The sequence below is a fragment of the Micromonospora sp. CB01531 genome (assembly GCF_001905095.1).
In the GTDB taxonomy this organism is placed as follows: domain Bacteria; phylum Actinomycetota; class Actinomycetes; order Mycobacteriales; family Micromonosporaceae; genus Micromonospora.
Window position 1 is genome coordinate 16,943 of the sequence record NZ_LWLS01000083.1, and the last position, 15,114, is coordinate 32,056.

A 15,114-nucleotide genomic window follows, 5' to 3' on the forward strand; every position below is an offset into this window, starting at 1 on the left:
GGCGGTGGCACCACCGGGGCCACCGCCGTCGAGTGCCGGCCGTCCCGACGTACGCCTCAGCCGGCGACCGGCTCGGCTTCCTTGCCGCCCCGGGTGCTCTCCGGCTTGACCGAACGGAGCAGCACGCTGGCGACGTCGACCACCTCGACCTGCTCCCCGGCGCCCTTGCCGTTGACCCCGTCGTTGAGCATCGTCGAGCAGAACGGGCAGCCGACCGCGATGGTCCTCGCCCCGGTGGACATGGCCTCCTCGACCCGGTCCACGTTGATCCGCTTGCCGATCTTCTCCTCCATCCACATCCGGGCACCGCCGGCGCCGCAGCAGAAGGAGCGCTCGCTGTTCCGCGGCATCTCGATGAGGCCGCTGTCGCCGCCTGCACCGGAAGCGCCACCCTGGCCGCCGCCGAGGGCGGCGCCCAACACCTCGCGCGGCGGGGTGAAGACCCGGTTGTGCCGGCCCAGGTAGCAGGGGTCGTGGTAGGTGAGGCCGCCATCCACGGGCTGCACCGGGGTGAGCTTGCCGGTGGCGACCAGGTGTGCCAGGAGTTGGGTGTGGTGAACCACCTCGAACTCGCCGCCGAGCTGGCCGTACTCGTTGCCGAGGGTGTTAAAGCAGTGCGGGCAGGTCGCGACGATCTTGCGCTTGCTCCGCTCCCGGCCCTCGAACGCCTCGTTCAGCGTCTCGACGTTCTGCTGGGCGAGCATCTGGAAGACGAACTCGTTGCCGATCCGGCGGGCCGGGTCACCGGTGCAGGTCTCGCCCTCACCGAGGATGGCGAAGGGGACGCCGGCCTCGTGCAGCAGCGTGGCGACCGCGCGGGTGGTCTTCTTGGCCCGGTCCTCGAACGCGCCGGCACAGCCGACCCAGAACAGGTACTCGAAGTCCTCGACCTCGCCGACCCGGGGCACCTCGAAGCCGAGGCCCTTGGTCCAGTCCTCCCGGGTGTTCTGCGGAGCGCCCCACGGGTTGCCCTTGTTCTCCAGGTTGCGGAGCATGACGCCGGCCTCGGACGGGAAGCTCGACTCGATCAGCACCTGGTAGCGGCGCATGTCGACGATGTGGTCGACGTGCTCGATGTCCACCGGGCACTGCTCGACGCAGGCGCCGCAGGTGGTGCAGGACCAGAGCACGTCCGGATCGATGACGCCGCCGTCGGCGGCGGTGCCGATCAGCGGCCGGTCGGCCTCGGCCAGGGCCAGCGCGTCGACGTTCGCCAGTTGCTCCTGGGTGGCCTTCTCCTCACCGGCCAGGTCCTTGCCGCCGCCGGCCAGCAGGTACGGCGCCTTGGCGTACGCGTGGTCGCGCAGGCTCAGCACCAGCAGCTTCGGCGAGAGCGGCTTGCCGGTGTTCCACGCCGGGCACTGCGACTGGCAGCGGCCGCACTCGGTGCAGGTGCTGAAGTCCAGCAGGCCCTTCCAGGTGAACTGCTCGACCTGGGCGACGCCGAACTGGTCCTTCTCCGGGTCGGCCTCCTCGAAGTCGAGCGGCTTGCCGTCGCTCGTCATCGGCCGCAGCGGGCCGAGGCCGGAGCCGGCCGGCTTCTCCGGGTCGCGCTTGAAGAAGATGTTGGGGAACGCGAGGAAGCGGTGCCAGGCGACGCCCATGGTGACGTTCAGCGAGATCACGATGAGCCAGGTCATCGAGATGACGATCTTGATGAGCGCGGCGATGCTCACGCCGGCGGTCCAAGCCGGGAGCGCCGCGCCGACCGCGTGGCTGAGCGGGGTGGCCCAGACCGGGAACTCGAAGTGGTCGGTGGCGACCTTGAAGCCCCGGATCACGAAGCCGAAGATCAGGACCAGCAGGACGACCCACTCCACGAAGTAGCCCTGCCACATGGTGGAGCCGGTGAACCGGGACCGGTTGCCGGGCCGGTTCGGCCGATTGCGCAGCCGGATCGCCATCAGCACCAGGATGCCGAGCAGGCCGAAGATGCCGATCAGCTCGGTGACCAGGCCGAAAATCGTCCAGTCTCCGATGATCGGCAGGCCGCCGCCGGGCGTGACCACCTCGAAGTACGCCTCGAGCACCAGCAGCGACAGCACGATGAACCCGACCATCACGAACCAGTGCGCGGCGCCCACCACGCTCCACTTGAGCATGCGGGTGTGACCGGCGGTCTCCACCAGCATCTTCGTCGTGCGGGCGCCCTTGTCGGCGAACCGCTCAGGGGCCGGTTGCCCGAGCCGGATGACGGCCACCATCTGCATGACCGCGCGCACCGCAAGCCCCACCGCCACGGCGGTGATGGCGGCCGCGAGGATCGTGGTGACGATCTGGACGCTGCCCATCGAGTTGGCCTCCCGGTCTGCTGCCTGTCGAGCGGCTCGGCGACCGTGCGGGGCTCAGGGCTGGGCCGGCGTTGCGCCGCTCCCACCACCCCGACCCGACCGGCCGATGACCTCGCTCCGCTCGGTCATGCAGTGCAGCCTACGCGCAAGGTTACCCAGCAGTAACGTGAGTCATCTCGCATCCGGCCACGCCGCCCTGCCGACACCTTAGGGGGACCGGGCGCCGCCCGCCGGGCAGGGGCGTCGCGGCGTGACGTAACCCCATGGAGCGGGTGTTGGAACCGGTCAGCGGCGACCGCCCAGGGCAGGACAGGGCCGACGGCCCGCCCCGGTACGACGGCTTCAGGTCGCTGTGCGGCGTCAGACGCGCCGAACTGAAGGTGTCGCGGGGGGCGGGCCGGACGTCGACCGGTCAGCGCCAGCGGGAGAGCAGGATCAGCGAGGCGACCATCCCGCCGAAGCCCACCGCGAGGTTCCAGTAACCCCACGACATGACCGGGTACGCCTGCTCGGAGAGGTAGTACACGACCAGCCAGCCGATGCCGACGACGATCAGCGTCACCGCTGTGATCGGCAGCCAGATGGGGCTCGGCTTGCGCGTCGCCGCCGTTGCCGTGGGACGAACGTCCGTCGGCGGGGTGTACACCTTCTTCTTGCGGACCTGAGACTTGGGCACGACGCTCTCCAGAGGGGGGTACGACCTCGTCCGGCCTGACAACCGGGCGCGGGGGCGACGGTCCATGGCCAATAATGGTTCGACAGCTAGCGTAGTCCCGACGGACCGTCCAGGCCACGAATGGGGTCAGGCCAGTGCGCGGAGTGACCGAAAAGGCGTGACTTTTCGGGTCGAACACACCGGTCCGGGTCGACGCGGACCGGAACGAGACGACGGGAAAGGGAACGCCCGGTGGAGTACACGTCCGGCGCCGCCTCCTGGCAGAAGGTCCTCCGGCGGGCGGTCGCCGGCCTGCTGCCCCGACGGCCGCGGCAGCGCCGCCCGGGCTGGTCGATCGGCGTACCCCTGATCGCCGCCGCGGCGGGGCTGCTGTTCACCACGACCGCGACCACCGCCGGCGGCACCCCGCTGCGGGAGGACCGCCGGCCCCAGCTCACCCAGTTGATCGAGGACCGGCGGGAAGAGGTTGCGGCGAGCGAGAAGCAGGCCGCCGAGCTGCGCGCCGAGGTCGAGGAGCAGACCGCCGCGCTGGCCGACACCGACGGCCCGATCAAGGCCCAGCGCGACCGGGCGGCCGCCAGCCGGCAGGCCGCCGGGTTCACCGCGCTCACCGGCACCGGGGTCACCATCGAGCTGGACGACGCGCCCCGGCGGGCCGACCAGCCCCTGCCCAAAGGTGCCAGCAATGACGACCTGGTCGTCCACCAGGGCGATGTCCAGGCGGTCGTGAACGCGCTCTGGGCGGGTGGAGCCGAGGCGATGTCAATCATGGACGTCCGCGTCCTCAGCACCAGCGCGGTACGCTGCGTCGGTAACACCCTGCTGCTGCACGGCCGGGTGTACTCCCCTCCGTTCAAGATCGTGGCAATCGGCGACCCCGCCGCTCTCCAGCGCGCGCTCGCCGCCTCCGAGGGAGTCCGGTTGTTCAGGGAAGCGGTCGACCACTACCAGCTCGGGTACAAGGAGACCGCCTCCACGGTCACCGTGCCGGCGTTCGAGGACTCGACCGCGCTCCAGTCCGCGAAGGTGCTGCAGTGAGGCCGGAGGACCCGCGGGAGCGCCACGACGACCGCGAGGGGCCGACCGCGTTCATTCCGAAGGTCGACCGGCCCGCACCGCCCCCGGCCCGGCCCGCGCTCGACCTGCCCTGGCCGGAGGAGGAGGCGCCCGGTGCGCCGGGCGCCCGGCCGGCCGCCCGGTTCCCGTCCCCGCCCCCGCCCTGGACCGGTAACCCGCAGGCCCTCCCGCCGGCGCCCGCCGCCGGCCCGGAGCGCCGCCACCACGACCCCCGCCAGCCGGCCTCGGGCAGTTGGGCGGACACCCAGCCCGGCGGCCCCGCCGAGCCGGCCAGCCGCTGGTCGACGGACCCGGCGACCGCGGGTCCACGCACCAACACAGCCGACGACCGGTTCTACCGCCGGCCGGGGCCGCCGGGCCCGGAGGGCACCGTGCCGGGCCGCTGGAGTGGCGACGACCCCACCGCCCGGCCAGGGCTCAGCACCCACACGCCGGGCCACCGCGCCGCCGACGAGCCGAGCGCACGCCGGCTGGAGGGCCACACCGCCGCGCCTGGAGCCCCCGGGCCCGGCCACCGCGCGCCCGGCGGCCCCGACGCCCGCCGGGCGGAGGGTCCCACCGGCGCGCCTGGCCACCGCGCCTTCGACGGCCCCGGCACCCGCCGGGCAGAGGGCCCCACCGGCGCGTCCGGGCTCCCTACGCACGTACCGGGCCACCGCGCCCCCGACGAGCCAGTCGCCCGCGGGTTCGACCCCGCGGCGGTACGACCGGCCGCGCCGGGCGACGGGCCGACCACGTTCATCCCCCCGGTCGGCGACCGATCCGCGCGCCGCTCCGCCGGGCACCCGTACGAGGGCCATGGCGTTCCGCCGGCCGGACGGCCCGGCCGAGACCCAGCCGGCACCGCCCCTCGGGGCGGGTCATCGGCCGCCGGCGTCCCCCGGGCGGCGGGTCCGACCGGGAGCGGCCCGGGTGGACCGCCCGGCGACCCGGCGGACCCGGCCGCGACCGCCCTGATCCCCGCTGTCCCGAACCGGCCGGCCCGGAACCCGGCCCTGGACTCGACCGCGCTGATGGGGGCGGTGCCCCCCGTCCAGGACTCCGGCAACGAGCCCGACACCCCCGCCGCGCCGCCCACGCCCCGTCGGGGCGAGCGGGTGGTGCAGCTACGCCCCGAGCAGACCGGCGAGGGCTACAAGAGCGTCTACTCGGAGCTGACCCGGCCCACCGTCGGTTCCCGCCTGCGTACCGTCGTGCGGGGCACCGGCGAATTGCTGATCACCTTCGGCCTGGTGGTGCTGCTCTTCGCCGGGTACGAGATCTGGGGCAAGACGGTGATCGTCGACGCCCACCAGAACGACCTGAACAACCAGCTCGCCCAGGAGTGGGGGCCGACCGGGGACCCGACGGTCAGCCCGAGCGCGCCCGCCGCGAAGCCCACGCCACCGGCGGAGGGTAAGCCGGTCGCCGGGCTCTACATCCCGAAGTTCGACAAGCACTGGGTGGTGGTCGAGGGGGTTAGCCCGGCCGACATCCGCTACGCCCCCGGCCACTATCCGAAGAGCGCCCTGCCGGGCCAGGTGGGCAACTTCTCCGTGGCCGGGCACCGCATCCGGGCCACCTTCTGGCGCCTGGACGAGCTCCGCGCCGGTGACAACATCGTGGTGGAGTCCAAGACCGACTGGTTCGTCTACAAGGTCTACGAGCAGCGCATCGTCCGACCGAACCAGGTCGAAGTGGTGGCCCCGGTGCCGGGCAAACCGGGCGCGAAGCCGACCGAGAAGTTGCTCACCCTGACCACCTGCAACCCCAAGTTCGACAACTACCAGCGGCTGATCATCCATGCCCGGCTGGACCACGTGCAGGCGAAGTCGGCGGGCCGCCCGGCCGAGCTGGAAGGTTGACGATGTACGGGTGGATCTGGCGCAAACTCCCCTTCGGGCTGGTGGGCAAGCTGGCCGGCTCGGTGCTGCTCACCGCGGCGGCGGTCGCCCTGCTCTGGTTCGTGGTCTTCCCGTGGGCGGAGCCCCTGCTCCCCTTCGACGACGTGCAGGTCACCCAGGAGTCCGGCGTACCGGGTGACGATTCGGGCGGCGGGCTCAACGAGCCGGGGGTGACCCCGAGCCACGAGGAGATCCCGTACAGCACGGAGACGAACAACGCCCCGCCCACCACCCCGAACAGGTGACTCCGATGCGCATCCTGGTGATCGACAACTACGACTCGTTCGTCTTCAATCTGGTGCAGTACCTCGGCCAGCTCGGCGTGGACTGCGAGGTCCGGCGCAACGACGAGATCGACGTCGCCGAGGTAGGCCGGGTGGGCGCGGCCGGCGTGCTGCTGTCGCCCGGCCCGGGGAGCCCGGACCGCGCCGGCATCTGCCTCGACGTCATCAAGGAGTACGCCGGCAAACTGCCCCTCTTCGGGGTCTGCCTCGGCCACCAGGCCATCGGTGAGGCGTTCGGCGCGACCGTGACCCGGGCGCCGGAGCTGCTGCACGGCAAGACCTCCGAGGTGAGCCACCACGGGGTCGGGGTGCTCGCCGGCCTGCCCGACCCGTTCACCGCCACCCGGTACCACTCACTCGCCGTGCTGCCCGAGACGCTGCCGGAGGAGCTGGAGGTCACCGGCTGGACCGGCTCCGGTGTGGTCATGGCGATGCGGCACCGGACCCTGCCGATCGAGGGGGTCCAGTTCCACCCCGAGTCGGTGCTGACCGAGGGCGGGCACCTCATGCTGGCGAACTGGCTGGCCGCGTGCGGCTTCCCGGAGGCGCTGGAGCGGGCTCCGGAACTCGCCGCCGAGGTGGACGCCCGCCGCCGGGCCGCCTTCGCCGCCGCCTGACGGTCATCTCCCCGACCTGGGCGCCGCCGCCCGGCTTGATCCACTCCGCTCGCGCGACATCGCGGTGTCGCATGCACCCGGGTGGCGCCATGTCGGCGACATTGAGTCGATCATGGCGGGGCAGGGCGGGAAGGCCCGACCGAATCGAGGCCCCGACGCACGTCGGGGCCTCGATTCGTCACTGCCTGCTGTCGTGGGCCGTCGGCGGGGTCGGGAAGGGGAACCCACCGCCGCCCCCGGTCGGCGAACCGGTGGGTGTCGGCGTCGGGGTCGCGCTGTCGGACGGCTCAGGCGCCGCGAAGTCGACGTAGATGGTGACCGTCTTGTCCTTGGCCAGGCGGCTGCCCCCCTTCGGGTCCTGGAAGCTCACCTTGCCGGCCTGGTCCGCCGCCACCTCGTCACCGTCCCGGACATTCACCTTGTACCCAGCCTGCTTCAGCACCTTGACGGCCTGGTCCTTGGGAAAGCCGGTGACGTCCGGAACCTCGTTGAGGTTGCCCTTGGAGACCTTCACCTTGATGGTGGTGTTCTCCGGAACCGAGCTGCCCTGCTTGGGATCGGTGTCGAGAACCGTGTCCTTCGTCGCGCTGTTGTCGACGTAGTCCGGATCGACCTTCAGGCCCATGCCCTCCAACTGCTGCCTGACGTTGTCGAACCGGTTGCCTTCCACGCTGGGAATGGTGACCATCTTCGGGCCGCCGCAGATCTGGAGCGTCACGACGTCGTTCTTGGCCGCTTCCGTGCCCGGAGCCGGGCTCTGGCCGACCACGGTGCCCTTCTCGCAGGTCGCGTTCTGCACCGGGTCGCCGGGCTCCCAGCGGAGGCCAGCCTGCTGGATCTCACTCGTCGCGACCGCCTGGCTCTTGCCCTGCACCCCCGGGACCTGGACCTTGTCGGCGCCGGTCTGGTTGAGCCAGAGGGCGGCGGCCAGGGCGATCACCGCGAGTACGCCGAGCGCGGCGAAGGTGGCGATCACCCAGGCGGAGCTCTTGCGCTTGCGCGGGTCGCCGACCCGGGCCGGGATCTGCTGCCGGGTCTGCGGCCCCATCACCTGCGTCTGGTAGCCCCCCGCCCCGGCCGGGGCCATCGGGGCGGTCTCGTCGGCCGGCATGACCGGGGTGGCCAGGACCGGCCGGCCGGCGGCGGCGCGGAGCAGGTCCGCCCGCATCTCGCCGGCGCTCTGGTAGCGGTTCAGCGGGTTCTTGGACAGCGCCTTGAGCACGATGGCGTCGACCGCGGGGTTGACCTCCGGGTTGATGCTGCTCGGCGTCGGCGGGGCCTCCCGCACGTGCTGGTACGCGACGCTGACCGGGCTGTCCCCGACGAACGGCGGGTGCCCGCAGAGCAGCTCGAACAGCACGCAGCCGGCCGCGTAGACGTCGGAGCGCGCGTCGACCGCCTCACCGCGGGCCTGCTCGGGGGAGAGGTACTGCGCGGTGCCGATGACGGCGCTGGTCTGCGTCATCGTGGTGGCCCCGCTGGCCAGCGCCCGGGCGATGCCGAAGTCCATCACCTTGACCTGGCCGGTCTGGGTGAGCATGACGTTGCCGGGCTTGATGTCCCGGTGGATGATCCCGTGGCGGTGGCTGAACTCGAGCGCCGCGCACATGTCGGCGCAGATCTCCAGCGCCCGCCGCGGCTGCAGCCGACCTTCGGCGCCCAGCACCTCCTTGAGGGTCCGCCCGTTGACGAACTCCATCACGATGAAGGGCAGCGTCTCGCCGGTCGGCGCGGTCTCCTCGCCGGTGTCGTACACGGCGACGATGGCCGGGTGGTTGAGCGAGGCGGCGTTCTGCGCCTCACGCCGGAACCGCATCTGGAAAGTGGCGTCCCGGGCCAGGTCTGCCCGGAGCATCTTGATCGCGACATCCCGACCGAGCCGGAGATCGCGACCGCGGTGCACCTCCGCCATGCCGCCGTAGCCGAGCAGCTCGCCGACCTGGTACCTGCCACCGAGCAGGCGGGCCTGCGCTGTCATCGCGTCTCTCGTCCTTCGCTCGTCGTCGTGTCGCCGCCAGCCGGCTGGAGCCGTACCTCACGACGGTACGACGTCCGGGCCAGATCGTCCCCTCCGTGGGCCCGCACCGCGCCGGAGGTCACGCTCACCGGGGCAAGCGCGCCGGGGTCCCCGGCCAAGCTGCCCTTCTTGTACTTGTACGAAATCACGCCCGAGCAGAGCACGACCAGTATGGCCACCACGATCGCGATCACCCACCGCCCGGACCGGGACCCGCGGGGAGCCGGGGCGGCCGGCGGGCTGGCGTACCTGAGGGGGTTGGGCTGCCGGGGCGGCGGGACGGTCGCCGCGCCGCGTGGGGCCAGCGGCGGGCGGGGCTGCGGGGCGGGCGGCGCCACCGCGGCCGGCCGGGCGGCGACCGGTGGGCGGCCGGCCACCGTGGGGGGGTGGGGCTGCGGTCGCGGCGCGGCCGGGACCTGCGCCCGGGCCGCCGGCGCCGCCGATGAGGAGGGTACGGCGGAGACGGGCCCCGGACGTCCGCCGGCGCGCGCCTGCTGCGACAGGGCGAGCTTGGCCTGCCGGGCCACGCTGGCCAGGGCGGCGGCGCTGGGCCAACGGGCCGCAGGGTCCTTCGCCAGGGCCCGCTCGACGACGGCGCGGACCTGGGGCGGGATGTCGGCGGGGAGCGGCCGGGGAGCCTCCCGGACGTGCTTCATGGCGATTTCGAGGGGGTTGTCCCCCTCGAACGGCCGCCGGCCGGCGAGGCACTGGTACGCGACCACGCCGAGCGCGTACACGTCGGAGGCGGGGGTGGCGACGGCGCCGGTGGCCTGCTCCGGGGAGATGTACGAGGCCGTGCCGAGCACCGAGCCAGCGGCGGTGAGCTGGCCGACCAGGTCGGAACGGGCGATCCCGAAGTCGGTGAGCACCAGCGTGCCGTTCGGCCGGACCAGCAGGTTGCCCGGCTTCACGTCGCGGTGCACGATGCCCTTCTCGTGGGCCGCGTGGAGCGCGTCGGCGGCCTGCGCCAGCAGGGCCATCGTCCGGGCGGGGGTGAGCCGCCCGACCCGGCTGAGCGTGGCGGAGAGCGCGTCGCCCTCGACGTACTCCATGACCAGGAAGGCGATCTGCTGGTCGCTGCCGAAGTCGTAGACGTCCACCACGCCGGGGTGGTTGATGGTGGCCATGGTCCGCGCCTCGCCGCGGAACCGCTCGGCGAAGCCGGGCTCGTCCAGCAGGGCGGGGAGCAGGCTCTTCACGGCGACCGTACGACCCAGCACCTGGTCGGTGCCGCGCCAGACGTCGCCCATGCCACCGCTGGCGATCCGCTCGTCGAGGCGGTAGCGGTTGCCGAGCTGCACCCCTGGGCTGAGCATGTCAGCGGCCTCCGGAGCCGGCGATGGCCGCCTCCATGATCCGGCCGGCGATCCGGGCCGCCTCGGCGCTGCCGCCCTTGCCGGCCCGCTCCAGCTCCACGCAGACGGCGGAGATCGGGGTGCCGTTCTTGTCGAGCGCGAAGCCGATGAACCAGCCGTGGTCGGGCGTGTCCGGGCCGGACTGGGCGGTACCGGTCTTGCCGCCGACCGTGTAGCCCTTGATGGCGGCGTTCTCGCCGGTGCCCTTCTTGACGACGCTGACCATCATGTCCTGCAGGTCGGCAGCCACCTGGCCGCTCACCGGCCGGCGCAGCTCGCGCGGCTTGGCGGTGTAGTAGCTGGTGGTGCGGTCCGGGGCGAGCAGCTGCTTGACCAGGTACGGCCGCATCTGGCTGCCGCCGTTGGCGACCGAGGCGGCGATCAGCGCGCCCTGCAGCGGCGTCATCCGCACGTTGTTCTGCCCGATCGAGGACTGGGCCAACGCGGCCGGGTCGGTGCCCCCGTCCGGGTTCTGCATGTCACCGGTCCGGCTGGCCGCCACCGGCAGGCCGCCCTCGTTGAGCTGCCCGACGGTGAGGTCGTCCTGCTCGAAGCCGAACTGGCGGGCCTTCTCCTTGACCTTGTCGGCTCCGAGCTTCACGCCGAGCTGTGCGAAGCCGGTGTTGCAGGAGAAGGTGACGGCGTCCTTGAGGGTCACCGGGGTGCCGGTGGGCCCGGGGCAGATGGTCGCGGCGGCGTTCTTGATCGGCGAGCCCGAGGTCGGCGGGGTGTAGCTCGACCCGGCCGGGATCTCGGTCTGCGGGCCGATGCCGCTTTCCAGGGCCGCCGCGGCCATCACGATCTTGAAGGTGGAGCCGGGGGGCAGGGTTTCGGACAGGGCCCGGTTGGCCAGCGGGCGGTCCGGATCCCTGTTGAGCTTGTTGTACGCCGTCTGGGCCGCCTCGGTGTCGTGGCTGACCAGCGGGTTCGGGTCGAAGCTCGGCATGGAGACCAGCGCCTGCACGGCCCCGGAACGCGGGTCGATCGCGATCGCCGCGCCCCGGGTGGCCCCGACCCGGTTGTTCTGCAGCTCCTTGAAGGCCGTCGCCTGCGCACCCTTGGAAAGGGTCAGCAGCACGTTGCCGCCACCGGTCTTGTTACCGGTGAACATGTCCTTCACCCGGTCGCCGATGAGCTGGTCGCTGGTGCCGGCGAGGAAGTCGTTCTCGACCTGCTCGATGCCGATGTCGCCCAGGTTGACCGGCTTGTAGCCGAGCACGTGCGCGTACACCTCGCCGTCCGGGTAGCTGCGCTGGAACTTCAGCTTGCCGCCGGTCTCCTTGCTGAGGGCGTACGCGGTGCCGCCGACCTCGATGTTGCCGCGCTTGCGGTCGTACTCGGCGACCTGGACCCGGCCGTTGTAGTCGCTGTTGCGGTATTCGTCGGCCTTGTAGGCCTGAATCCAGTTCAGGTTCGCGAAGAGCAGCCCGAAAAGGATCATCACGACCACGCCGACGCGGCGCAGGGGTGCGTTCACGGCCGGATCACCTCCGTGGGAGCACCGTGCAGCTGCTCGGGCGGGCCGCCGGACGGCCGGACCGCCGGGCCACCGGGCCCCACCGGCCGGCGAGCGCCGTCGGAGACCCGGAGCAGGACCGCGATGAGCAGCCAGTTCGCCATCAGCGACGAGCCACCGGCGGAGAGGAACGGGGTGGTCTGACCGGTCAGCGGGATGAGCTTGCTGATCCCGCCGACGATGACGAAGACCTGCAGGCCCAGGGTGAAGGCCAGGCCGCCGGCGAGCAGCTTGCCGAACGAGTCCCGCACCGCGAGGGCGGCCCGCAGCCCCCGCTCGACGATCAGCAGGTAGACCACGAGCAGCGCGGAGAGGCCGAAGAGCCCGATCTCCTCGCCGATGCCGGCGAAGATGAAGTCCGTCTGCACCTCGGGCAGCAGGGTCGGTTGGCCACCGCCCGGTCCAGCCCCGAAGAGGCCGCCGGTGCCGAGCGTGAGCAGACCCTGGACGAGCTGGTAACCCTTGTCGTACGGGTCACCGAACGGGTCCAGCCAGATCTCCGCCCGCAGGTAGAAGTTGGCGAACGGACCGCCCACCGTGCCGCCCAGCAGGTAGGCCAGGTAGGCGCCGCCGAAGAACAGGATCAGACCGATGAGCAGCCAACTGACCCGTTCGGTGGCGATGTAGAGCGTCACCACGAACATGCCGAAGTAGAGCAGCGAGGTGCCCAGGTCCTTCTCGAAGACCAGGACCAGGAGGCTGATGATCCAGACCACCAGGACCGGCCCGAGGTCCCGCCCGCGCGGGAAGTCGATGCCGAGCACCCGCCGGCTGGCCAGCGACAGCACCTCCCGCTTGCGGACCAGGTAGTAGGCGAAGAAGGCGAGCAGGGCGAGCTTGGCGAACTCACCCGGCTGGATCGAGAACCCACCGATCCGGATCCACAGCTTGGCGTTGTTGATCTCGGAGAACCGGGCCGGCAGCACCGCCGGGATCATCACCAGCACGATGCCGGCCAGCCCCAGGGTGTACGCGTACCGGGAGAGCGACCGGTGGTCCCGCATGATCGCCAGCAGGGCGGCGGCGAGGATCACCGCAGCGAGCGTCCAGGCGAGCTGCCGGCCGCCCGTGCCGGCGAAGATGGCGAGGTGCTCCCGGTCGGCCGGGGCGGCCTGGGCCAGGTCGTAACGGCGCAGGAAGCCCACGCCGATGCCGTTGAGCAGGGCGACCGCCGGCAGCAACGCCGGGTCGGCGAAGGGCGCCAGCCATCGGATGATCAGGTGCAGGCCGAGGAAGACCAGCCCCAGCGCGGCGGCCGGGATCCAGAAATCCGGGGTGACCGTGTCCAGCACGGTCGCCTCGACCGTCGCCGAGTATGCCGCCACCAGCACCATGGCGAGCAGGAGCAGGGACAGCTCGGCGTTACGCCGGGACCGGGCCAGGCGCACGCCAGGCTGCTCGCCCGTCGAGACGGGCGAGGTTGCCGGTACGGCGGCTGCGGTCACGGATGAGTCCTCGGGCTCAAGCCGACGGTCACTCCGGCGACCGGCAGCCTGCCGGGTCGACCGGCGGGACCGTGTCGGAGGGGGCGACGTCGGGCGTGGTGGTGGACGCGGTCGGGGCGGTGGCCGGCGCGCTGGCGGTGGCGCTGACGGCCGGGGCCAGCGGGCTGGCCGTCCCGGTCGGGACAGCGGTCGGGGAGACGGACGGCGTCGGGCTGACCGCGGCCGCCGTCGGGCTCGGCGGGCAGGTCGGCTTGAGGTTCGGGTTGGCCGGGTCGTCGCTGGTCAGCTCGGCCAGCCGGCGCTCGGCGTCCGGCTCGCTCTTCGCCTGGATGCCCTGCTTCACCTGCTCCTGCGCAGCCAGGGTGAGGTCGTCCAGCTTGGCCGGGCTGGTGGCGTGCACGCTCGACAGGTCGAGCCCGGCGATCTGGCCCGGCACCCCACGGAAGACCGCGAGCTTGCCGTCCTCGGTGGCGCCGACGTAGTACTGGCGCTGGGTGTAGCTCCACCCGCCGAAGAGGCCACCGCCGAGGATGACCAGCAGCGCCAGCAGCATCGCCGCGGTACGCACCGGGCGGTGCCGACGGCGTTCCGGCTCGTCCTCGCGGTCCACCGGATCCTCCGGCGCGGCCGGCCGCGGCGCGGACAGGGCCGAGGCGCGGGCCGCCGGGGTGGACCCGTCCGCAGAGGTCGCCATGCCCCGGTCCCGGGCGGCGGCGCCGCCGACGATCGGGGATGCCTCGACGATGTCCTGGTCGGTGGCGTCGGCGATGATCACCGTGATGTTGTCCGGGCCGCCGCCGCGCAGGGCGAGCTGCACCAGGCGCTCGACGCACTGCTGCGGATCGGCGTACTCGCGCATCGTGTCGGCGATGGTGTCCGCGCTGACCACGCCGGACAGCCCGTCGGAGCAGATCAGGTAGCGGTCGCCGGGGAGCACCTGGCGGACGCTGTACTCCGGGTCGATGTCGCGGCCGTCCAGCGCCCGGGTGAGCAGCGACCGCTGGGGGTGGCTGCTCGCCTCCTCCGCGCTGATCCGGCCCTCGTCGACGAGCATCTGGACGTACGTGTCGTCCTTGGTGATCTGCGCGAACTCGCCGTTCCGCAGGAGATAGGCGCGCGAGTCGCCGATGTGGACCATGCCGAGCTTGCTGCCCGAGAAGAGGGTGGCGGTGAGCGTGGTGCCCATCCCCTCCAGCTGCGGGTTGGCGTCGACGGTCTCGCGGAGCTGTTGGTTGGCGGTGCCCACGGCGGAACGCAGCGCGTCGACGAGGGCGTCCCCCGGGACGTCCTCGTCGAGGGGCGCCATGGCACCGATGACGATGTTGCTGGCGACGTCACCGGCGGCCATGCCGCCCATGCCGTCGGCGACGGCGAGCAGCCGCGGCCCGGCGTAGACGGAATCCTGGTTACCGTCTCGGATCAGACCGCGGTCGCTGTGGGCCGCATAGCGCAGGGTCAAAGTCATGGCCGTAATTCGAGGGAGGTGCGGCCGATCCGGATCGGCACGCCGAGGGGGACGGGGGTTGGTCCGGTGACCTTAGCGCGATCCAGGTAGGTGCCGTTAGTCGATCCGAGGTCCTCGACGAACCACTGCCCGTCGCGCGGCACCAGCCGGGCGTGTCGCGCCGACGCGTAGTCGTCGGTGATGACCAGCGTCGAATCCTCGGCCCGACCGATGGTGATCTGCGACTCGCCGAGGGTGATCCGGGTGCCGGCCAGCTGGCCGGCGGTGACCACCAGCTGGTGCGCGGCTCTGCCCCGCTTCACCTTCGCCGGCCTCGCCGCCTGCCCGGTCGAGGCCCCGACCGTGCGCGGCGCGGCCACCAGCCGACCCGACCGGGCCCCCGCGAAGAGATCTCGGCGGATCACCCCGACCACCGTGAACACGAAGATCCACAGCAGGATGAGGAACCCGAACCGGGCGACGGTGATGACGAGTTCCGGCAAGGCGGA

At 72.2% G+C, this 15,114-nt stretch carries 12 protein-coding genes; 4 read left to right on the plus strand and 8 right to left on the minus strand.

Annotation, left to right across the window (positions count from 1 at the left end; translation table 11 throughout):
* Positions 1–56 precede the first annotated feature (56 nt).
* Together A6A27_RS23935 and A6A27_RS23940 are read right to left on the minus strand one after the other, a co-directional pair.
* Positions 57–2,291 (minus strand): (Fe-S)-binding protein, encoded by a 2,235-nt coding sequence (locus A6A27_RS23935; RefSeq protein WP_073836899.1) that lies wholly within the window; start codon positions 2,289–2,291, stop codon positions 57–59.
* 412 nt (positions 2,292–2,703) lie between these two features.
* Entirely contained in the window at positions 2,704–2,967 is a 264-nt protein-coding gene (locus A6A27_RS23940; RefSeq protein WP_073836900.1) for a cell division protein CrgA, read from the minus strand.
* A 231-nt stretch (positions 2,968–3,198) separates the two neighbouring features.
* Between A6A27_RS23940 and A6A27_RS23945 the strand changes: the two genes are divergently transcribed.
* From A6A27_RS23945 to A6A27_RS23960, 4 genes are read left to right on the plus strand one after another with little or no spacing between them, the layout of a single operon-like run.
* The gene (locus A6A27_RS23945) at positions 3,199–4,005 is read left to right on the plus strand and encodes a DUF881 domain-containing protein (protein ID WP_073836901.1); all 807 of its coding nucleotides are present in this window, start codon (positions 3,199–3,201) and stop codon (positions 4,003–4,005) included.
* On the plus strand, positions 4,002–5,888 hold the full coding sequence (locus tag A6A27_RS46160; RefSeq protein WP_241825425.1) for a class E sortase: 1,887 nt from the start codon (positions 4,002–4,004) through the stop codon (positions 5,886–5,888). Before A6A27_RS23945 ends, A6A27_RS46160 begins: the two co-directional genes overlap by 4 nt.
* Before the next feature lie 2 nt (positions 5,889–5,890).
* Positions 5,891–6,172, plus strand: coding sequence for a hypothetical protein (locus A6A27_RS23955; protein WP_073836902.1), 282 nt, complete (start codon positions 5,891–5,893; stop codon positions 6,170–6,172).
* Between the two features lie 5 nt (positions 6,173–6,177).
* Positions 6,178–6,828, plus strand: a complete 651-nt coding sequence (locus tag A6A27_RS23960) for an aminodeoxychorismate/anthranilate synthase component II (protein ID WP_073836903.1) — start codon at positions 6,178–6,180, stop codon at positions 6,826–6,828.
* A 178-nt stretch (positions 6,829–7,006) separates the two neighbouring features.
* Here the strand turns inward: A6A27_RS23960 and pknB are convergent, their stop codons facing one another.
* From pknB to A6A27_RS23990, 6 genes are all read right to left on the minus strand, one after another.
* Positions 7,007–8,806, minus strand: coding sequence for a Stk1 family PASTA domain-containing Ser/Thr kinase (gene pknB, locus A6A27_RS23965; RefSeq protein WP_073836904.1), 1,800 nt, complete (start codon positions 8,804–8,806; stop codon positions 7,007–7,009).
* A complete protein-coding gene (locus A6A27_RS23970; protein ID WP_073836905.1) occupies positions 8,803–10,161 on the minus strand; it encodes a serine/threonine-protein kinase in 1,359 nt (452 codons plus the stop codon). The genes pknB and A6A27_RS23970 overlap by 4 nt, the downstream gene beginning before the upstream one ends.
* Before the next feature lies 1 nt (position 10,162).
* Complete coding sequence (locus tag A6A27_RS23975) at positions 10,163–11,677, minus strand: peptidoglycan D,D-transpeptidase FtsI family protein (RefSeq protein ID WP_073836906.1); 1,515 nt, start codon at positions 11,675–11,677, stop codon at positions 10,163–10,165.
* Complete coding sequence (locus tag A6A27_RS23980; RefSeq protein WP_198940434.1) at positions 11,674–13,104, minus strand: FtsW/RodA/SpoVE family cell cycle protein; 1,431 nt, start codon at positions 13,102–13,104, stop codon at positions 11,674–11,676. The genes A6A27_RS23975 and A6A27_RS23980 overlap by 4 nt, the downstream gene beginning before the upstream one ends.
* Positions 13,105–13,189: 85 nt before the next feature.
* Positions 13,190–14,626, minus strand: a complete 1,437-nt coding sequence (locus A6A27_RS23985) for a PP2C family protein-serine/threonine phosphatase (RefSeq protein ID WP_073836908.1) — start codon at positions 14,624–14,626, stop codon at positions 13,190–13,192.
* Positions 14,623–15,108: an FHA domain-containing protein FhaB/FipA gene (locus A6A27_RS23990; protein WP_073836909.1), complete on the minus strand. Its 486-nt coding sequence runs from the start codon at positions 15,106–15,108 to the stop codon at positions 14,623–14,625. The genes A6A27_RS23985 and A6A27_RS23990 overlap by 4 nt, the downstream gene beginning before the upstream one ends.
* Between the last annotated feature and the right edge of the window lie 6 nt (positions 15,109–15,114).